The 19750-nt window shown below is 67.4% G+C and carries 17 protein-coding genes; 9 read left to right on the top strand and 8 right to left on the bottom strand.

All coding sequences use genetic code 11. From position 1 onward, the window contains the following. The first annotated feature begins 94 nt into the window (after nt 1-94). A complete protein-coding gene (locus L2Y94_RS04150; RefSeq protein ID WP_247373292.1) occupies nt 95-2986 on the top strand; it encodes a bifunctional diguanylate cyclase/phosphodiesterase in 2892 nt (963 codons plus the stop codon). A gap of 94 nt (nt 2987-3080) precedes the next feature. Here L2Y94_RS04150 and hslO read toward each other — a convergent pair whose 3' ends face one another. Further along, nucleotides 3081-3947 carry an Hsp33 family molecular chaperone HslO gene (gene hslO / locus L2Y94_RS04145; RefSeq protein WP_247375117.1) on the bottom strand — a complete coding sequence of 289 codons (867 nt, stop codon included), beginning with the start codon at nt 3945-3947 and terminating at the stop codon, nt 3081-3083. 148 nt (nt 3948-4095) lie between these two features. Here hslO and mtgA point away from each other — a divergent pair, with 148 nt between their 5' ends. After that, complete coding sequence (mtgA, locus tag L2Y94_RS04140) at nt 4096-4824, top strand: monofunctional biosynthetic peptidoglycan transglycosylase (protein WP_247373291.1); 729 nt, start codon at nt 4096-4098, stop codon at nt 4822-4824. A gap of 90 nt (nt 4825-4914) precedes the next feature. Further along, nucleotides 4915-5343, top strand: a complete 429-nt coding sequence (locus tag L2Y94_RS04135) for a CBS domain-containing protein (protein WP_247373290.1) — start codon at nt 4915-4917, stop codon at nt 5341-5343. Here L2Y94_RS04135 and L2Y94_RS04130 read toward each other — a convergent pair. After that, the gene (locus tag L2Y94_RS04130) at nt 5340-6617 is read right to left on the bottom strand and encodes an NTP/NDP exchange transporter (RefSeq protein ID WP_345780015.1); all 1278 of its coding nucleotides are present in this window, start codon (nt 6615-6617) and stop codon (nt 5340-5342) included. The genes L2Y94_RS04135 and L2Y94_RS04130 overlap by 4 nt on opposite strands. Before the next feature lie 173 nt (nt 6618-6790). On the opposite strand from L2Y94_RS04130, the gene L2Y94_RS04125 reads away from it, so the two are divergent. Beyond that, nucleotides 6791-8116, top strand: a complete 1326-nt coding sequence (locus L2Y94_RS04125; RefSeq protein ID WP_247373289.1) for a serine hydrolase domain-containing protein — start codon at nt 6791-6793, stop codon at nt 8114-8116. Nucleotides 8117-8244: 128 nt separating this feature from the next. On the opposite strand, the gene L2Y94_RS04120 is transcribed toward L2Y94_RS04125, so the two are convergent. From L2Y94_RS04120 to gcvT, 4 genes are all read right to left on the bottom strand, one after another. Next, a complete protein-coding gene (locus L2Y94_RS04120) occupies nt 8245-9264 on the bottom strand; it encodes an energy transducer TonB (protein WP_247373288.1) in 1020 nt (339 codons plus the stop codon). A gap of 284 nt (nt 9265-9548) precedes the next feature. Further along, nucleotides 9549-10190 (bottom strand): met regulon transcriptional regulator MetJ, encoded by a 642-nt coding sequence (metJ, locus tag L2Y94_RS21335; protein WP_345780014.1) that lies wholly within the window; start codon nt 10188-10190, stop codon nt 9549-9551. Nucleotides 10191-10624: 434 nt separating this feature from the next. After that, a complete protein-coding gene (gene gcvH / locus L2Y94_RS04110) occupies nt 10625-11029 on the bottom strand; it encodes a glycine cleavage system protein GcvH (RefSeq protein ID WP_144914742.1) in 405 nt (134 codons plus the stop codon). 112 nt (nt 11030-11141) lie between these two features. After that, nucleotides 11142-12248 (bottom strand): glycine cleavage system aminomethyltransferase GcvT, encoded by a 1107-nt coding sequence (gene gcvT, locus L2Y94_RS04105; RefSeq protein WP_247373286.1) that lies wholly within the window; start codon nt 12246-12248, stop codon nt 11142-11144. A gap of 114 nt (nt 12249-12362) precedes the next feature. Here gcvT and L2Y94_RS04100 point away from each other — a divergent pair, with 114 nt between their 5' ends. From L2Y94_RS04100 to L2Y94_RS04085, 4 genes are read left to right on the top strand one after another with little or no spacing between them, the layout of a single operon-like run. Next, nucleotides 12363-13505, top strand: a complete 1143-nt coding sequence (locus L2Y94_RS04100; RefSeq protein WP_247373285.1) for an ABC transporter permease — start codon at nt 12363-12365, stop codon at nt 13503-13505. After that, complete coding sequence (locus L2Y94_RS04095; protein WP_425602456.1) at nt 13499-14311, top strand: ABC transporter ATP-binding protein; 813 nt, start codon at nt 13499-13501, stop codon at nt 14309-14311. Before L2Y94_RS04100 ends, L2Y94_RS04095 begins: the two co-directional genes overlap by 7 nt. Before the next feature lie 4 nt (nt 14312-14315). Then, nucleotides 14316-15254: an MlaD family protein gene (locus tag L2Y94_RS04090; RefSeq protein WP_247373283.1), complete on the top strand. Its 939-nt coding sequence runs from the start codon at nt 14316-14318 to the stop codon at nt 15252-15254. Continuing rightward, entirely contained in the window at nt 15251-15853 is a 603-nt protein-coding gene (locus tag L2Y94_RS04085; protein ID WP_247373282.1) for an ABC-type transport auxiliary lipoprotein family protein, read from the top strand. Before L2Y94_RS04090 ends, L2Y94_RS04085 begins: the two co-directional genes overlap by 4 nt. 58 nt (nt 15854-15911) lie before the next feature. Here the strand turns inward: L2Y94_RS04085 and L2Y94_RS04080 are convergent, their stop codons facing one another. Then, nucleotides 15912-16508 (bottom strand): alpha-ketoglutarate-dependent dioxygenase AlkB family protein, encoded by a 597-nt coding sequence (locus L2Y94_RS04080; RefSeq protein WP_247373281.1) that lies wholly within the window; start codon nt 16506-16508, stop codon nt 15912-15914. A gap of 35 nt (nt 16509-16543) precedes the next feature. Further along, entirely contained in the window at nt 16544-17944 is a 1401-nt protein-coding gene (locus tag L2Y94_RS04075) for an amidase (RefSeq protein ID WP_247373280.1), read from the bottom strand. Between the two features lie 195 nt (nt 17945-18139). Here L2Y94_RS04075 and L2Y94_RS04070 point away from each other — a divergent pair, with 195 nt between their 5' ends. Next, a complete protein-coding gene (locus tag L2Y94_RS04070; protein ID WP_247373279.1) occupies nt 18140-19747 on the top strand; it encodes an electron transfer flavoprotein-ubiquinone oxidoreductase in 1608 nt (535 codons plus the stop codon). Nucleotides 19748-19750 lie beyond the last annotated feature (3 nt).

The following is a 19750-nucleotide window of genomic DNA, read 5'->3' as shown; positions in this document are numbered from 1 at the left end:
GCAAGGGCATTGAGACTGCGGGGGCGGCGCCCATCGCGCGACCGCCCCCAACACATATAGACTGATCCGACCAAGACCGGAATCCATCCAGGCGATGACCATCGCTCCATCCCAAAGCCCGGCTTTGCAGGCGCCCGGTCCAGGCGAATCCGCGCCGCTGCACGACGCCGTCGAGCGCCTGTTGCGCGCCGCCGATCCCGAGGCCGTCCGCGACGAGTGCCTGGCCTTCGCCCGCTGCCTGCGCCCCGACGCCCGGGTCGAGTGGCAGGAGGCGGGTATGCCGCCATCCGAACAGCCCGCCATCGAACTGGGCGTCGATCCCCGTACCGAACGATCGCTGGTATTGACCCCCGGGGCGGACGAAAGTGCCTTCCTGGCCGACATGTTCGACTGGCTGGGCCGCCTGGCCGGTGCCCGCCTGCGCCAACTGGCCGAAACCGCCAACCTCTACGAGGCCATCTCGCGCCTGGCCCTGGCCGAGCGCCTGCAGCGCGCGCTCTACGCCATCGCCGAACAGGCCGGCGCCGAGCACAACATGCGCGACATGATGACCGCCCTGCACGGCATCGTGGGCAGTCTCATGTACGCCGAGAATTTCTACATCGTGCTGTACGACGCGCAGAGCCGCACGGTGCGTTTTCCCTATTTCGTCGATTCGGTCGACACCGATCCGCCCGACCCGGAGTCCATCCGGCCCATCGAGGCCATCGAGAACACCCTCACCTGGCACATCCTCCAGAGCGGCAAGTCGCTGATGGGCGCCAGTGCCGAGCTGGAGAAGAGCCTGCCCGGCCCGCGCGTGGACATCGGTCCCCCCTCGGACGACTGGCTCGGCGTGCCGATGAAGCGCGGCGACGACGTGGTGGGTGCGCTGGTGGTGCAGAGCTATCGTGCCGACACCCGCTACACGCCCAACGACCGCGAACTGCTGACCTACGTGGCCCAGCACGTGCAGACCGCGCTCGAGCGCCGCCAGGCGCACGAAGAACTCGAACGCCGCGTCACCACCCGCACCGCGGCGCTGCGCGAGGCCAACCGCGTGCTGCGCCAGCAGGTGTTGCAGCGCCAGCGTGGCGAGCGCCTGCAGGCGGCGTTGTTCCGCATCGCCGAGCTGGCCAATACCTCCGACAGCATCGAAAACTTCTACGCCGCCGTGCATCGCGTGATCGGCGGCCTTCTCTATGCGCGCAACTTCTATATCGCGCTGCTTTCCGAAGACCAGTCCAAGCTCACCTTCCCGTACTCGGTCGACGAACTCGACGGCGTGCGCGAACCGCGCGAACTGGGCCGGGGCCTCACCGAATACGTGCTGCGCAACGGCAAGGCCCTGCTCGCCGACCGTTCCGAGATCGACCGCCTCAACCGCGACCAGGTGCTGTCCACCACGGGTGCCAGATCGCTGCACTGGCTGGGCGTGCCGCTCATCTGGAACGAAAAATCCATGGGCGTGCTCGCCGTGCAGAGCTACTCGCCCGAGCACACCTACAGCGCGCGCGACCAGGAACTGCTCACCTTCGTGAGCTACCACATCGCCAACGCGCTGCAGCGCAAATACACCACCGAATCGCTCAAGCAGGCCTATGCCAGCCTCGAGCGCCGGGTGACCGAACGCACGCGCGCGCTGGCCCTGGCCAACCGCGACCTGCGCGAGCAGATCGCCGAACGCGAACGCGTCGAGCGCCGGCTCAAGTACGAAACCCTTCACGACTCGCTCACCGGCCTGCCCAACCGCACGCTGCTGTTGCAGCGCCTCGAGCAGGCGCTGAACCACTACCGCGAAAACCCGGGCGAACTCTTCGCGGTGCTGTTCATCGACCTCGACCGCTTCAAGGTCATCAACGATTCGGTGGGCCATCTCGTCGGCGACGACCTGCTCTTCCAGGTGGGCGGCCGCGTGCGTGCCTGCCTGAAGACGCGCGACGTGGTCGCGCGCCTGGGCGGCGACGAATTCGCCGTGCTGGTGGAAGGCATCACCGACCCGCAGGCCGCCACGCACATCGCCGAACGCATCATCGCGCAACTGCAGACGCCGTTCCGGCTGGGCGCGAAGGAGATCTTCACCTCCGCCTCGATCGGCATCGCCCTGCCCACGCCCGAATACACGCGCCCGGAAGAACTGCTCCGCGACGCCGACTCGGCGATGTACCGCGCCAAGGACGAAGGCCGCCACCGCGCCGCGGTGTTCGACGACCGCCTGCGCCGCGAAGCCCTGTCGCTGCTCGAACTGGAAGGCGACCTGCGCCGCGCGCTCACGCGCCACGAGTTCGTGCCGTTCTACCAGCCCATCGTGCACCTCGAAGACAGCCGCGTGGTCGGCTACGAGGCGCTGCTGCGATGGCGCCATCCGGAGCGCGGCCTCCTGCCGCCGGGCGACTTCCTCGCCGTGGCCGAGGATACCGGCTGCTCGGAAGCCATCGACTGGCAGATCTTCCAGCAGGTGGTCCGCCAGGCGCGCGCGCTCACCCGCGACGAGGGCTTCGTCAGCATCAACGTGTCCGGCAGCCATTTCCGCTCACCCGACCTCGACCAGCGCCTGCTCGACCTGCTCGCGCAGCACAAGGTGCCGGCCAAGTGCATTCGCGTGGAGGTGACCGAACGGGCGCTGCTGGAGAACCCCGCGCAGGTCAAGCGCATCCTCGAAAACCTGCGTGCGCACGGCGTCGGCATCGCGCTGGACGACTTCGGCACGGGCTATTCGTCGCTGAGCTACCTGCACCAGTACCCGATCGAAACGCTGAAGATCGACCGCTCGTTCGTCATCGACCTTCCGGCCGAGGACAACGAAGCGCACAGCACGGCGGTGGTCCGCGCCATCCAGGCGCTGGCCGACTCCCTGCGCATGCAGGTGATCGCCGAAGGTATCGAGACGGAGACGCAGATGCGCGCGCTGCGCCGCATCGGCTGCCGGTTCGGGCAGGGGTTCCTGTTCGCGCAACCGGCGCCGGCGAGCAAGTGGTTGGGGGCGCCGTTGTCCCTCGACGCCTGAGGCCAGATTGATTTCGCCGATACGATCGGCTTCCACCCTTCGGTAGGAAGTTCGCTACCGAAGGGTGGGAGCCGATCGTATCGGCGAATCGGGATTACTGAAGCGTATGGTTCGCCGGCGGCACGTCACCATCGACGAACAGCTGCTCCGCATCCACCCGGTCGAACACGTAGCGCGTGGCGCAGAACTCGCAGATCACCTCGACCTCGCCGTCGCGGTCGTCGAGCGTGGCCTTCACCTCGTCGTGGCCCAGCGCCTTCAGCATGCTCTCCACCCGCTCGCGCGAGCACGTGCAGCCGAAAGCCAGGGGCTTGGGCTCGTAGAGCCGCACCGTCTCCTCGTGGTACAGCTTGTAGAGCAGGTCCGACGGATCGGTCGCGAGCATTTCGGCCGCGTCAAGCGTGGACGTGAGCGCGCCGACGCGATCCCAGGCGTCGTCGTCTTCCTCGGCGGCATCGTGCCCGCCCTCGCCCGGCACCGGCTGCAACATCAGGCCGACGGCACGCTCGCCGTCGGCGGCGAGCATGATGCGGGCGGGCAGCTGTTCGGACTTTTCGAAATAGCCCTCGAGGGCCGATTCGATCGAATGCTTGTCGGTGAGGTCGACCACGCCCTGGTAACGGCCACGCTCCGCGTTGCCCACGGTGATGGCGAGCACTTCGTCGTCCATGTCGCCGAGGTTGACCGAGTCGCCGAGGGTCTCGGCGTCGAAACGCGCCAATCCGCGCAGGCGCCCCTTGTCGGTGCACTCGGCAAACAGCAACCGCACGGCGCCCTGGCTCTTGAACTCCAGCGACAGCGCCCCCTCGAATTTGATGTTGCCCGTGAGTAGCGCGCTGGCCGCCACGGCCTGGCCGAGCGTTTTGCGCAGGGCATCGGGGTATTCGACCCGCGAGGCGATTTCGCGCCAACTGGTGCCCAGGCGCACGAACACGCCACGCACGCCCGCTTTCTCCAGCATGAAGCGATGCAGCACGTCGTCGGTCGAGGAAGTGGTACGGGTCGAATCGGTCACGGGAGCCTCCTACGTATCCGTCGGTAAATGGGGCCATCCTGATACGGCGACAAGCCCGGCCCTATACTGCGCCATCCTCCCTCGCCGCGCCGCCATGAGACCGACGCCCCGCCGCATCCTCCGCCTCCTCGTGTTGCTCGCCGTCTCCTGGCTGGCCCTGTCCTGCCTGGTGGTGATCGCGCTGCGCTTCGTGCCGCCCTGGACCAGCGCGACGATGATGGAGCGTCGGGTGGAAGCCTTCGTGGGCGGCGAGAAGGATTTCGACTTCCGCCACCGCTGGGTGCCGTGGAGCGCCATCTCGCCGCAGGTGGGCATCGCCGTGGTCGCCGGCGAAGACCAGAAGTTTCCCTTCCACCACGGCTTCGACGTGGACGCCATCCAGGACGCCATCGACGCCGCCGACGAAGGCAAGCGCCTGCGCGGTGCCAGCACCATCAGCCAGCAGGTGGCCAAGAACCTCTTCCTGTGGAACGGCCGAAGCTTCGTGCGCAAGGGGCTGGAAGCCTGGTACACGGTGCTCATCGAGACGTTCTGGCCGAAACGGCGGATCCTCGAGGTGTACCTGAACATCGTGGAGCTGGGCGACGGCGTGTACGGCGTCGGTGCCGCGAGCGACGCCTTCTTTCATGCGCCCCCGTCCCGCATCGGCCCCGCGCAGGCCGCTCGCCTGGCCGCCGTGCTGCCCAATCCGCGACGCTACCGGGTCGATGCGCCCAGTCCCTACGTTCAGCGGCGCACGGCCTGGATCCTCCAGCAGATGGGCCAGCTCGGCGGCCCCGGCTACCTCGACCGCCCGCCGCCGGCGAGCGGCCGGTCGCGCTGACTTTTCACCTGTCGCCCACGCCCTCCGTCGTCGCCCGGCGTAGACTGGAGCGAAGGCGGCCCCGCGCCGCGCAAACCCGTGGAGGCGAGCATGCAGCAGGTCAAGCATCTCCTGGACACCAAGGGCAGAGGCGTGTTCGCCGTGGCACCCGACGCGCCCGTCATCGAAGCGATCCGGCTGATGGCCGAGAAGAACGTGGGCGCCCTCGCCGTCATGAAGGGCAGTGAGCTGGTCGGCATCGTTTCCGAACGCGACTACGCACGCAAGGTGATCCTCAAGGACCGCTCGTCGCGCGACACGCCCGTGGCCGACATCATGACCGTGAGCGTCGTCACCGTGGCGCCCGATGCCACCGTCGACGAGTGCATGCGCCTGTGCACCGACAGCCGCATTCGCCACCTGCCCGTGCTCGACGGCGGCCGCGTGACCGGCATGATATCCATCGGCGACCTGGTGAAGGCGACGATCTTCGAGCAGAAGCAGACCATCAACCAGCTCGAGAGCTACATCGCGGGCTAACGCTTCTCGTCTTCGGGAAGCAGGTCGGGCGACGTGGCCGCGTTGCGCGCCACGATCGTCGCGATGCCCGCCAGCGCGGCGCAGATCAGGCCCAGCGTCGCCACGCTGGCGCCGAGGCCGCGCAACGCGGTGATGCCGCTGGTCACCAGCAGGTCGCCCAGGCGCCAGACCGTGGTCTCCACCACGTTCTTGCCCTTGTAGCGGTCGTCGCGCGGGATCCGCGTGTAGAGCGCGTCGCTCGCCGGCTTGGTCATGCCATAGGCCAGGCCTCGCGTGCCGATCTGCACCAGCGTGATGAGCGAGATCACCCCGCCGAAGGCCGCGATGTCGACGGGGCCGTAAATGGCCAGGGCGACGAGCAGCGCGAAATTCACCAGGGACGGCACCACCATCGCCCACAGCGCCCCCGCCCCGCGCAGGATCAGCGGCGTGAGGGTGAGCTGCAGCACCGCGCCGAGCAGGTTGATGGCCAGGTCCAGCCGCGCGTAGAAAGCGGTGCGGGCGGCGGTGTCGACGTAGTGCCCCTTGGTGTAGTCGGCCATCAGCGCGTAGGCGACGGTCGCCACGCCGTCGCTGAGCAGCATCAGCAGCGCCATGTTGCGCAGGAAGGGACGGGAGAGGACGGCCTTGAGGCCATCGAAGATCGAGCCGCCGATCGGGGCTCCGTCGCTCACGTCGTTGCCGACCGCCTTCGAGGACACGGCCAGCAGCAGCGCCATCGCGATCAACAGGCCGCTGGCGGATACCAGCAGCAAGGGCGGCACGCCGATCCGCGCCACCAGTGCCGCCGTGATCAGGGGACCCGTCAACGCGCCCGCCATGCCCCCGAACGCGATGAACGGAAATACCAGGCGAGCCTGCGCGCTGCGGTAGACGTCGGCCATCAGGCTCCAGAACAGCGACGTCACGAACAGGATGAACACGCTGACCCAGACGAAGAAGAACGTGCCGAGGGTGGCCGCGCCGATGCGATCCTGCGCGGCGAAGGCCGGCATGAAGGCGACGAGACACCCCGCGAAGAAGATGTAGCTGCAGGTCAGCACCTGCCGTCGGGGAAAGCGCGACACCAGCCAGCCGAATACCGGCATGAGCACCAGCATCACGACGAAGACCAGCAGGTAGAACATCGGCAGCGACGACGATCCGGCGGCGCCCACGAGCTGGTCGCGCACGGGACGGATCACGTAATACGACGTCATCACGATGAAGAACGCGATGGTCGAAAGCGCGAGGGAGGTCCCCTCGCCGAGGGCGGCAGGTCGACGGGCGTTCACGGTGGCCGGTTATGTCCGGTGGAGACCGGGCAGAGCCTAGCATGCCGTCGCGGCCGTTCAGGGTCATCAAGGGCCTACACGGTCATGCGTTGTCGCCGGACCGGAACTGGCAGACAATCGACTGGTCCCTACACCTATGGCGCGACCCCACGCCGGGCTCCCGCGAGATAAGCATGCCGCTCCGTTCCGTTTCACTGATTGCCAGCGCACTGGCCTTCGCCCTGGCCGCGCCCTCCGCCCTCGCCGCCGTTCCGCAGAAGCCGCCGGTCGTGCACGTCGACCCGCAGGCGCAGAAACTTCCTGCCGAACGCGTGAAGGAAACCATCGAGAACTACAAGCGCTGGCTCGACGAGGCGGAGGCCCGCGATGCCGCGCCCGCCCTGGTCACCGCCATCGTGGTCGACGACAAGGTCGTGTACGAGCGCGCCTTCGGTTACGCCAACGAGAAGACGAAAGAGCCGGCCACGCCCGAGACGGTGTTCCGCCTCGCCTCGCTGTCCAAGGCCTTCGCCACCGGCGTCACCGCCGTGCTGGTCCGCGCCGGGTTCCTCAGCTGGGACACCAAGCTGGTCGACACCATCCCGTATTTCAAGCTGAAGGATCTCCAGGCCGCGCAACAGGCCACGGTGCGCGACATCCTCGGCCAGCGCCTGGGCCTGCCTCGCAACACCTACGACAACCTGCTCGAGGCCGACGCACCCTACGAAGAACTCGTGCGCAAGCTCGACGAGGTGGACCTCGCCTGCAAGGTGGGCGCGTGCTACGGCTACCAGAACGTCGCCTTCAGCATGATCGGCGACGTGATCTACGCGACCACCGGCGATTATTTCTTCCGCCAGGTGGAGCGACGCATCTTCACGCCCCTGGGCATGACCACCGCGAGCTACGGCCGCGACGCGCTCGAGGCGAGCAAGAGCTGGGCGCGCCCGCATCGCGGCGGCCCGCACAACTGGATTCCCTACGAGCCCAACGACAGCTATTACCGCGTCGCCCCCGCTGCCGGCGTCAACGCCAGCCTGCGCGACATGGAGCAATGGCTCATCGCGCAGATGGGCGGCCGCCCCGACGTGCTGCCCACGCCGTCGCTCGACGTGCTGCACGCCCCGGAAGTGCCCACGCCCTCGGAAGAACGTTCGCTGCCCTGGCGCCGTGCGCGCGTGACCGACGCGCACTACGCGCTGGGCTGGCGCGTGTTCACCTACTCGGGCGAGACGCTGGTCTATCACGCGGGCGCCGTATCGGGTTACCGCACGATGATCGGCTTCTTCCCCAAGTACCACGCCGGCGTGGTCAGCATGTGGAACGGCACGGGGCCGATGCCCGCCGGACTGATGCCGATGGTGTTCGACAGCCTGCTCGGATTGCCCCACGTGGATTGGGCGGGCGTGGAGGGTTCCACGCACGTGGCGGCCGCGCCGGCACCGAAGGCGGCGGCGAAGGCCAAGGGGAAGGCCAAGGCGGCGCCCGCCAAAAAGGCGAGCAAGAAGAAAAAGCCTTGACGCGATCGCGCCCTCGGACGGAAGACGCTGGGCTCCTGCCTTCGCAGAAGCGACGGACTAACCGATTGCCTCGAACCGCATAACCCTCACGTCGTCCCTGCGAAGGCAGGGACCCAGTGTCTTTTCCCTCAGCGTCCCAGGTTGAACTGCAACCGCCGCCGCAGCGTCACCGCCATCGGCTCGCCGTTGCGCGTGGCCGGCTTGAACTCCCACTTGCTCACCGCGTCGATCGCCGAACGATCGAACACGTGGCGAGGCTGCGCGTCGGTCACGGTGACGTTGCTGACCGCGCCGTCCGTGCCCACGGTGAGTTCGACGTCGACCCAGCCTTCCTGGTTCGCACGCAGCGCCGCCGTGGGATAACGCGGCTTCACCTGGTTGACCAGTACCGCATCGGTGATGGCCTCGGACTCCGTCGCCGCCGGGCGCGTGGGCACGGCCGCCGTCGCCGGCTTGGGCGCCTGTTGCTGCTGGGCCACGCGCGCGGCCTGGTCGCGTGCCGCCTGCTGGCGCTGCGCTTCGGCCGCCTGCTCCTCGGCCCTCTGCCTGGCCGCATTGGCGGCGTTCTGCTGGGCGAGTTGCTGGGCCTTCTGCGCGTCGACGGCCTGCTGCTGCTCGCGGTCGAGGGTCTTGCGCTGCGCGTCCAGTTTCGAGCGCAGGATCGTGAGCGTGTAGTTTTCCGGATCGGCCTTGGCCAGCAGGTCGATCTCCCGCTGCGCCTCGTTGAAGTCGCGCTGGTTGATCGTCTGTTCGGTGGCGGCCGCGCCGTAGGAGAAGGTTTCGCGCAAGGCGTCCGCGGCCACCGGATTGCCCGGCTGCTTCTGCAGCACCTTCATGTAGAACTCGAACGCGTTGTTGCCCTTCGGCGCGACGAGCCGCTGCTCGTTCATGGCGGTGCGCGCCTCGGTGAGCAGCTGGTCGACGCTCAGCGCATCGACGTTCGCCAGCGGTGCGTCACGGGTGCGCGCCGGGCGCGACGCGACGGCGGACGCGGCGTCCTGGGTGGACATCGCCGCCTGGTAGGGCCGGATGATCAGGAACCATGCGGCGACCGCGAGGGCCGCCACGATGACGACCACGGCGAGCGTGACGGGCTGGATCGCGCCGCGCATCGGCGGGCGCGCGGAAAGGCGGTGACGTGGAACCATGCGTATCGACCCTTCTTCGCATTGCGCGCTCCCCCATGTGGCATGGCGGAGAACCCCCCGTTCACCGCAGCGCGATACGGCTGAAAGGTAACCGTAACGGACGTGTGAATCCAGTGCGTGGGGCTAGGAGGTTTTCCGGGTGCGGCGCAGATCGCCCTTTTCGAGGCCCATGAAATGAATAACCCCGGACAGGCCGGGGTCAATGTTTCGAAATGCCTCCCCGCGCTGGGCACCGCGGGGAGGGAATTCGCACTTGCTTACTTTCTTATATGTAGCGGTGACGCTTACTTGGCCTTGGCGGCCTTGGTGGCGCGAGCCACCTTCGCGGCGGCCGGAGCGGCAGCCTTGGCGACGCGGGTCTTGCGAGCAGCGGCCTTGCGCGGAGCAGCGGCCTTGCGCGTAGCGGTCTTGCGGGTAGCCTTCTTGGCGGCGGTCTTGCGGGCCGGAGCCTTGCGGACAGCCTTCTTCACCGCCTTCTTGGCGGCAACCTTGCGGCCAGCCGTCTTGCGGGTGGCCTTCTTGGCGGCGGTCTTGCGAGCCGGCGACTTGCGGGTCGCCTTCTTCGCCGCGACCTTACGGGTCGAGGCCTTCTTCGCCGGCGACTTGCGGGCGGCGGTCTTCTTGGTGGTGGACTTGCGGGTCGCCTTTTTGGCGGCCGACTTCTTGGCAGTGGCTTTCTTGGCAGTGGCCATGGTTCGTCTCAGCTCCTCATCAGTTGGCAGTGGTTGCCCAGTAAAAGCGTGGAGGAACGCTTCGACCAGCAGGTCGCTGTTCGTCGCGTGCCTCAAATTGTTGACCTGTCGGCGAGTACGTTCATCGGAAAGTAGTCGAAGCACATGCAGCGGAATCGAGACTGTGATCTTGCGAACCGCTCCCGCTTTCGAACCATGCTCCACATACGGTCGGATGAAAGTTTCTGTTTCCATTTCCGGGTTCCCCGTCAATTGACGCAAAAGCTATTCCTGAACATATCCGCTGTCAATAAATTTTGGCTCTAAATTGAAGGTCTTGCGGCCGGATATCCAAGTCCGCAGACCCCACGCTCGAGCTTTTCGACGACCGCCGCTATCACCCCGAAGGCTAATGAGCGACACCATCGAATCATTTATTCGACACCTTCGCCATGAAAGAAATGCCTTAAATAAAGATGTTTTTCGCGCGTTATCCGCAACGTCGCATGCGCGCGATGCGAACCCTGCAAGCAGCCCGCGGCGGGCCGTCGGGGTACCGCGCGAGGGTCGTTTCGGGGATGAACGGAATTCGACTGGCGGGCAAAAAAAATTTCCCGCCGACCTCGGTTCCGGACAAAAAAATGCCGGTCGAAGGACGACCGGCATCGGTTGGGGCGCGTCGCGTCGGATCAGTGGTCTTCGTTTTCGACCAGCTCGTTGTAGTCGTCGGGACCCAGGAGCTCGTCGATTTCGGACTTGTCCGTGTACCTGATCTTGAAGATCCAGCCGTCACCGTAGGCATCGGAGTTGATCGTCTCCGGAGCGTCCGAGAGCTTCTCGTTCACCTCCACGACTTCGCCCGACAACGGCGAGTAGATGTCCGATGCGGCCTTCACCGACTCGACGACGGCCACGCCCTTGCCTTCGCCCGCTTCGACCGAACTGCCCACTTCCGGCAATTCGACGTAGACCAGGTCGCCCAGCGCCGACTGCGCGTGATCGGAGATGCCGACGGTGGCGGTGCCGTCGTCGTTGATGCGCACCCACTCATGGGACTTGAGGAAATGCAGATCGCCGGGGATTTCGTTGCTCATGGGTGCTCCTCGATGTCTCGGGACGGGGTGCGTTGGAAGGGTAGCCAATTGTACCGATCTACGGATGGCGTGACAGGCGCCATCCGCGACCTTCTCTATATATATGTGTCGCTCAGTCGACGATACCGGGCATCGGCTGGCCGTCGCGGACGAAGGGGAACTTCACCACGCGCACCGGCACCTCGCGACCGCGGATGTCGACGCGGACCTCGCCCGGCTCGCCGGCGGGGATGCGCGCGAAGGCGATCGACTTGCCCAGCGTCGGAGCGAAACCGCCGGAAAGGATCTCGCCCTCGCCGTTGGCCGTGAGCACCTTCTGCCCGTGGCGCAGCACGCCCTTGTCGTCCATCACCAGGCCGACCATGACGCGCTTCACGCCGTCGGCCTTGTGCTTTTCCAGCGCCGCGCGACCGATGAAGTCCCGGCCATCGTCGAGCGAGATGGTCCAGGCCAGCGCCGCTTCCCACGGCGAGACGGTTTCGTCCATGTCCTGGCCGTAGAGGTTCATGCCGGCTTCCAGGCGAAGGGTGTCGCGCGCACCCAGGCCGGCGGGGGCGACGCCCGCGTCCTTAAGAAGATTCCACAGTTCGACGACGCGCGTGTTCGGCACCACCACCTCGAAGCCGTCTTCGCCGGTGTAGCCGGTGCGGGCGAGGAACAGCGGCATGCCGTTGGGACCCTCGACCTCGATGGCGGCGAACTTGCCGAGCTTGCGTGCCTTCTCCTGCACCTCGGACGGCAGCAGGCCGATGAGCTTCTCGCGCGCGTTCGGTCCCTGCACGGCGATCATGCCGAACTCCGGACGCTCGCGTACGGTGACGCCGAAGGCCGCGGCCTGTTTTTCGATCCAGGCCAGGTCCTTCGCGCGCGTGGCGGCGTTCACCACCAGGCGGAAGAAATCCTCGCGCAGGAAATAGACGATGAGGTCGTCGATGACGCCGCCGTTCTCGTCGAGCATGCAGGTGTAGAGGGCCTTGCCCGGCTTGGCGAGCTTGTCGACGTTGTTGGCGACGAGCTTCTTCAGGAAACCGCGGGCGTGCTCGCCGGTGAGGTCGACCACCGTCATGTGGGAGACGTCGAACATGCCGGCGTCCTTGCGCACCGCATGGTGCTCCTCGATCTGGGAGCCGTAGGCGATCGGCATGTCCCAGCCGCCGAAGTCGACCATGCGGGCGCCAAGCTCGCGGTGGGTGGCATTGAGTTCGGTCTTGTCGGTCATGGTCTTACCTTCATGGGAATGCGGGACGGAAGCTGGCCCACCATTATCCGGGCGTTGGCGCGCAAGGCCAAGCGCGGGCGCAACATGTCACGGGAGAGTGCTAGTGTTCGCTCCATGGCAACTTCCACCCATCCCGGCTCCGCGACCCTGACCCGCGACGCGAACGGCGAGCGGCTGTCGCTGTCCGGCGACTGGACCCTGCCGCACTACGTCGACCTGCATCGCAAGGCCGTCGACCTCGCCCCGTCGCTCGGCAAGGACGTGCGCGTGGACATCCACGGCCTCGGCGCCATGGACACGTCCGGCGCCTTCGTGATCGCCGAGCTGCTGGGCAGCAAGCGCACCCAGGCCCTGGCGCAGGACGCCTCGCTGCCGGCGGCGCGGCGAGCCCTGCTGAAGACCGTCGGCGACGCCATCGACACCTACTGCAAGGGCATCAAGCGTCCGCGCGATGCCGGCTTCGTGGTGATGCTCGAGCGCATCGGCCGGGCCATGGGATCGTTCTGGCGACAGACGGCCAAGCTGCTCGGCTTCATCGGCATCACCCTGCAGGGTTTCGCCACCACCGTGTGGCGGCCCAGTCGCTGGCGCGTGACCCCGCTGGTGTCCCACATCGAGCAGACCGGCCTCGACGCGGTGCCGATCCTCGCCCTGCTGTCCTTCATGGTCGGTGCCGTCGTGGCCTTCCTCGGCTCGACCGTGCTGGCCAGCTACGGTGCCACGGTGTTCACCGTCGACCTCATCGGCTTCGCCTTCCTGCGCGAATTCGGCGTGCTGCTCACGGCCATCCTTCTGGCCGGCCGCACGGCCAGTGCGTTCACCGCGCAGATCGGCTCGATGAAGGCGCGCGAGGAGATCGACGCCATCCGCACGCTGGGCCTGTCGCCGATCGAACTGCTGGTGCTGCCGCGCGTGCTCGCCCTGTTGATCGCCCTGCCTCTGCTCACCTTCCTGGCGACGGTGGCCGGCATCGTCGGCGGCGGCGTGGTCTGCATCGTGTCGTTGAAGATGTCGCCGTCGATGTTCCTGTCGATGTTCCAGGCCGACATGTCGATCGGGCAGTTCCTGGTGGGCGTGGCCAAGGCGCCGGTGTTCGCCTTCATGATCGCGGTGATCGGCTGCATGGAGGGCTTCAAGGTGTCCGGCAGCGCGCAGTCGGTGGGCGAGCACACCACCTCCAGCGTGGTGCAGTCGCTCTTCGTGGTGATCCTGCTCGACGCCGTCGCCGCCCTCTTCTACATGGAGATGGGCTGGTGAACGCCTCCCCCGCCACCGTTACGCCGATCGCCGGCGACGTCATCCAGGTGCGCGGCCTGGTCAACCGCTTCGGCACGCAGACCGTGCACGAGAACCTCGACCTCGACGTGCGCCGCGGCGAGATCATCGGCATCGTGGGCGGTTCGGGCACGGGCAAGTCGGTGTTGCTGCGAACCATCGTCGGCCTCGTGCGTCCCGCCGCCGGCGAGGTGCGCGTGTTCGGCGAAGACCTGCTGTCCCTGCCCAACGACCGCCGCTCGCTGGTGGAGCGCCGCTTCGGGGTGCTGTTCCAGAGCGGCGCCCTGTTCTCCTCGCTGACCGTCGCCGAGAACGTGGCCTTGCCCCTGGTGGAACACGAGCGACTGCCGCGCGTGGACGCGCAAAGGCTGGCCGGGGTGAAGCTGGCGCTCTCCGGATTGCCGGTGGATGCCGGCCGCAAGTATCCCTCGCAGCTGTCCGGCGGCATGATCAAGCGCGCCGCGCTGGCCCGCGCCCTCGCGCTCGATCCGGAAATCCTCTTCCTCGACGAACCCACCGCGGGCCTGGACCCGATCAGCGCCGCCGCGTTCGACAGCCTCATCGTCACCCTGCGCAACGCGCTCGGACTCACCGTGTTCCTGGTCACCCACGACCTGGATACGCTCTATTCCACCTGCGACCGCGTGGCCGTGCTGTCCCAGCGCCGCGTGCTCGCCGTCGGCCCCATCGACGAGGTGGCCCGCACCGACGACGCCTGGGTGCAGGCGTATTTCAACGGCCCGCGTGGCCGCGCCGCCACCTTCGCCGCCCGAAAAGGCAAGGACTGATCCCATGGAAACCCGTGCCCACCACATCCTGATCGGCGCATTCACCCTGTTCGTCGTGCTCGGCGGCCTGCTCTTCGGCGTATGGCTGGCCAAGGCGCATGCCGACCAGGAATGGAACTACTACGACATCGTCTTCAACGAGGCCGTGACCGGGCTCTCGCGCGGCGGCGCCGTGCAGTACAACGGCATCCGCCTGGGCGACGTGATGCAGCTGAAGCTCGATCCGGAAGATCCTCGCCGCGTGCTGGCCCGCGTGCGCATCAGCGGCGACACGCCGCTGCGCAAGGACACCCACGCCAAGCTCGCGCTCACCGGCGTCACGGGCGTGGCCATCATCCAGCTTTCCGGCGGCTCGCCGGGCAGCCCGCTGCTGGTCGGGCATGACGGTGAGGTGCCGGTGATCGTCGCCGACCCGTCGCCGTTCGCGCGGCTGCTCTCCAACGGCGAAGACCTGCTCACCAACATCAACCAGGCGGCGGAGCATGCGAACAAGCTGCTCTCGAAGGAAAACGTGCACCGCATCGAGAACGTGCTCGATCACCTGGACCGCACCACCGGCGTGATCGCCGACGAGCGGGAGGACATCCGCACGCTCATCAAGCAGCTCGCCGTGGCCACGAAGCAGGCCAACGACACGCTCACCGAAAGCCAGCGGCTGGTGCACAACGCCAACGGCCTGATCGAAGGCCAGGGCAAGGCCACGCTGGAAAGCGCGCAGCACGCCATGGCGTCGCTGGAGCACTCCATGGGCGCCATCGACCGCGTGCTCAACGACAACGCCGACGCCATCAACGGCGGCGCCTCCAGCCTCGGCGACCTGGGCCCGGCGCTGCGCGAACTGCGCGACACGCTCGGCTCGCTGCGCTCGATCACCCGCCGTCTCGACGAAAATCCCAGCGGTTACCTGTTCGGCCGCGAAAAGAACCAGGAGTTCACCCCATGAAGCGCGCCCTCGTCGCCCTGCCGCTGCTCGGCCTGCTGACGGCCTGTTCGATCCTTCCCAAGCAGGAGGCCTCGCGCACCTACACGCTGCCCGCGGCACCGGGAGCACGGCCGCGCATGGCGGAATCGGTAAGCTGGGGCTTGCGCGTGATGTCGCCGGGCGCACCGCGCACGATCGACAACCCACGCATCGCCGTGTCGCCCGAGGCGAACACGATGACCGTCTACGCGGGAGCGCGCTGGAGCGACACGGTGCCGCACCTGTTCCGCGACCGCCTGGCCGACGCGTTCCGCGACAGCGGGCGCATCGCCGCCCTGAGCACCGACGAGGCCAACCTCGCGGCCGACTACGAACTGGGCGGCAACCTCGCCGCGTTCCAGGCCGACTACGTGTCGGGCAAACCGGAGGTCACCATCCGCTACGACGCCGTGGTCTCCGACAGCCGTCACCACATCACGGGCAGCCGACGCTTCGAAGTGCGCGAGCCGGTGCAAGGCAAGGAGGTGCCGCAGGTGGTGGAGGCCTTCGGGCGGGCGATGGACCGGTTGTCGGGCCAGGTGGTGGGGTGGACGTTCGAGGCCATCCCGGCGACGAAGTAATCCCGTTCGCCGATACGATCGGCTCCCACCCCTTCGGTAGGCAGATTTTCGAACCTTGCTACCGAAGGGGTGGGAGCCGATCGTATCGGCGAACGGACTCGCCGCCAGGTCGATGTATGTAGCGAAAGGTGAGGTTGATCCGCGCTCCCGCCACCCGCTTCCGCACAGGCAACTCATGTTTGTACAACCGCTGCGCACCCTCCCCCATCCGCAGCAAGCTCCCGTGCATCAGTTCGATGCCGACCGGCTCCCCGCCCGCCTTCGCCCGAAAGCGAAACGTGCGCACCGCGCCCAGGCTCACCGACGCGATCACCGGCTCCGGCCCCAGCTCGCGTTCGTCGTCGCTGTGCCAACCCATGCGGTCGCTCCCGTCGCGGTAGAGGTTCGCCAGCACGCTGTTGAAACGCGTGCCGCACGCCTCCTCCACGCGGTCGCGTAGCGCCAGCAGCATGGGGGTCCACGCATGCGGCTCGAACGTATTGCCCGAATAGCGATAACTCACGCCCGGATCGCCGAGCCAGGCATTCAGCCGGGGCGCGTCCACCCAACGGCCGAACATGCGCAGGCGATGCACCTCCCAGGGAATCTCCGCGTGCAACGCCTCGAACAGCGCATCCGCTTCATCCCGGCCCAGCCACTCGGGCGCGAACGTCACGTCCGCCCCCGGCAGATCGATGCGACGCCAGCGGATCAGGCGGGTTCCACCGGATACTTCGGTTCGGCGTCGAGCGACGAGGCGCAGACGGCGGCCAGTTCCAACAGGCGCAGGTCGGAGCCACGCGCGCCGACGAGCTGCATGCCGATGGGCATGCCGTTGGGCAACGTGCCCATGGGGATGCTCACGGCCGGACAACCCGCGAGGCTCGCGAAGCTGCACAGGTCGCCCTGCGACGACGGCGCCGGTTCATCGAGCGGGAAGGCGCCCTGCGAGGTGGTGGGCAGCACCAGCACGTCCACCTGGGCGAACAGGCGGCGCATCTTCAGGGTGGCCGCGTCGAGCACGAGATCGGCCGCGGCGTAGTCCGCGGCGGACTTGCGCGTGGCGAAGTCGAGCATGCCGCGCAGGCTCGGCGATACCGGATAGGCTTCGTCGGCCAATTCGGCGGCGAAGGTGTTGAGCATCTCCGACTCCATCAGGAGCAGGCCCGCGCGGCGCGTGCGGGCGAAATCCCAATCGGAGAAATCCACCGTGCGCCGTTCGCCCAGTTCGCCCTTGAGTTGGGCGAGGGCGCCGTCGAAGACGTCGATCACGTCGCGCTCGACGCCGATGGCGGCCAGGTCGGGCAGCACGCCCGTGCGCAGGTTGCCCGGCTCCCAGTCCGGCGGCGAGAAGGCCACGCGACGGCGACGCGAGCGCGCATCGTCGGCGTCGTAGCCGGCGAGGGTCTGCAACAGCACGGTGAGGTCGTCGACGCCGCGGGCGAGCAAGCCCACGGCATCCAGGCGGCGAGCGGCGGGCACGAGGCCTCGCGCGGAAATCTCGCCGTGGGTCGGCTTCAACGCGTAGACGCCGCAATAGCTCGCGGGCACGCGGATCGAACCGAGGCTGTCCGAACCGATGGCGGCCACGGCCATCCCCGAGGCCACCGCCGCGGCGGCGCCGCCCGACGAACCACCGGCGGTATAGCCCAGGCGATGCGGATTGTGCGTCGCGCCATGCCACGGGTTGTTCGTGGCGAGGCCGAGCGCGCCTTCGTCCATGTTGGTCTTGCCGAGCAGCACCGCGCCGGACGCGCGCAGCCGCGCCACCACGTGAGCGTCTTCCTCCGGCACCACGCTGCGACGCCGCATGCCGGCGCGCGTGGGCACGCCCGCGACGTCGACGTTGTCTTTCAGGGCGATGGGTATGCCGTCGAGGCGACCGATCACGCCGTCGCGACGGCGATGATCCGCGGCGGCCGACTGCTCCTGGATCAGCGAGACGCTGAAATCCACGAAGGCGTTGAGCCGCGGGTTGAGGCGCTCGATGGCGTCCTGGTAGACGTCGGCAAGGGCCCGGGGCTGGACCCGGCCGATGGCCAGCCAATGCAGGATCTGCAGCAGGGTGGCCCGGCGGAGGTCCGTGTCGGCAACCGGCGGCATCGTATTCATGGAGTCTCCTTTCACTTCGGACGATTATGAACGTCGTACGTGAAAGCCTTGCAAGCCCCCCCCATCCGCTCTTCCGGAAAAAAGGTCGTTTCAAACGGGCATTTGCCCGTCTGCCAGCGAAATCGGACAATGCCCGGTCATGCGTGCGCCGGAAGGCGTCCGCCCTTCCGCCAGCCCTGTGTGAGTGAGCCAGCCATGAGCGAACGCGAAACCATGGAATACGACATCGTCGTCGTCGGTGCCGGTCCGTCCGGCCTGTCGTTCGCGATCCGTACGAAACAGCTCAATCCCGAACTGACGGTCTGCGTCATCGAGAAGGCGTCCACCATCGGCGCCCAGATCCTCTCCGGCGCCGTGATCGAGACCGGTCCGCTCGACCGCCTGCTGCCCGAATGGCGCAACGCCCCGCCACCGATCTGCGTCCCCGTCACCAACGACGAGTTCTGGATCCTGCGCGACCACGCCTCGGGCACGAAGCTGCCCGTGACGCCGCCGCAGATGAACAACCACGGCAACGTCATCGTGAGCCTGGGCGCGCTGTGCGCCTGGCTGGCCCCGCAGGCCGAGGCCCTGGGCGTGGACGTCTTCCCCGGCTACGCCGCGGCGGAAGCGCTGTTCGACGAAGCGGGCGCGGTCGCCGGCGTGCGCATCGGCGACATGGGCATCGCCCGCGACGGTTCGCACAAGCCGGGCTATACCGAAGGCATCGACATCCGCGCGAAGGTGACCGTGCTCGCGGAAGGCTGCCGCGGTCACATCAGCAAGACGCTCATCAAGCGGTTCGACCTCGACAAGGACAGCGATCCGCAAACGTACGGCATCGGCATCAAGGAACTCTGGCAGCTTCCGCCGGGTCGCGCCGAGCCGGGCAAGGTGGTGCACACCGCGGGCTGGCCGCTCGCCAACGACACCTACGGCGGCAGCTTCCTCTACCACATGGACAACGACCGCGTGGCGGTGGGCTTCGTGGTGGGCCTGGACTACCCCGACCCCAACTTCTCGCCGTTCGAGGCGTTCCAGCAGTTCAAGCACCACCCCAACGTGAAGGGCCTGCTCGAGGGCGGCACCATCGTCTCCGCCGGCGCGCGCGCCATCATCGAGGGCGGCTTCCAGTCGCTGCCGAACGTGGAGATGCCCGGCGCGATCCTCGTCGGCGATTCGGCGGGGCTGGTCAACGTGCCGAAGATCAAGGGCACGCACCAGGCCATCGCCTCGGGCATGCTCGCCGCCGAGCACCTGGTGGCCTCGTCGCTCAAGAGCGCGGGATGGGACGCGAAGCTGCGCGGCTCGGCCGTGATGGCCGAACTGAAAAAGGTGCGCAACATCCGCCCGGGCTTCAACAAGGGCCTGTGGTGGGGCCTGATCAATGCCGCCTGGGAAACGGTCACCGGCGGCAAGTCGCCGTGGACGCTGAAGAACCACGCCGACTGGTCGTCGCTGCACAAGCTGGGCCAGTTCGAGGCACCGAAGAAGGATTACGTGGAGCGCACGCTCGCGCCGCGCGATCGCCTGGCGTCGGTCTACTTCGCCGCCACCGAGCACGACGAAGACCAGCCGGTGCACCTGAAGGTGGCCGACACCAGCATCTGCATCGACCGCTGCACCACCGAATACGGCAACCCCTGCCAGCGTTTCTGCCCGGCGGGCGTCTACGAGATCGTGCAGGACGACGCCGGCAAGCGGCTGCAGATCAACGCGGCCAACTGCGTGCACTGCAAGACGTGCGACATCAAGGATCCGTACCAGATCATCACCTGGGTGACGCCGGAAGGCGGCTCGGGGCCGAATTACCAGAACCTGTGATCC

Source organism: Luteibacter aegosomatis, from assembly GCF_023078455.1.
GTDB lineage: Bacteria > Pseudomonadota > Gammaproteobacteria > Xanthomonadales > Rhodanobacteraceae > Luteibacter > Luteibacter aegosomatis.
This window is presented reverse-complemented; position numbering and strand designations above follow the sequence as displayed.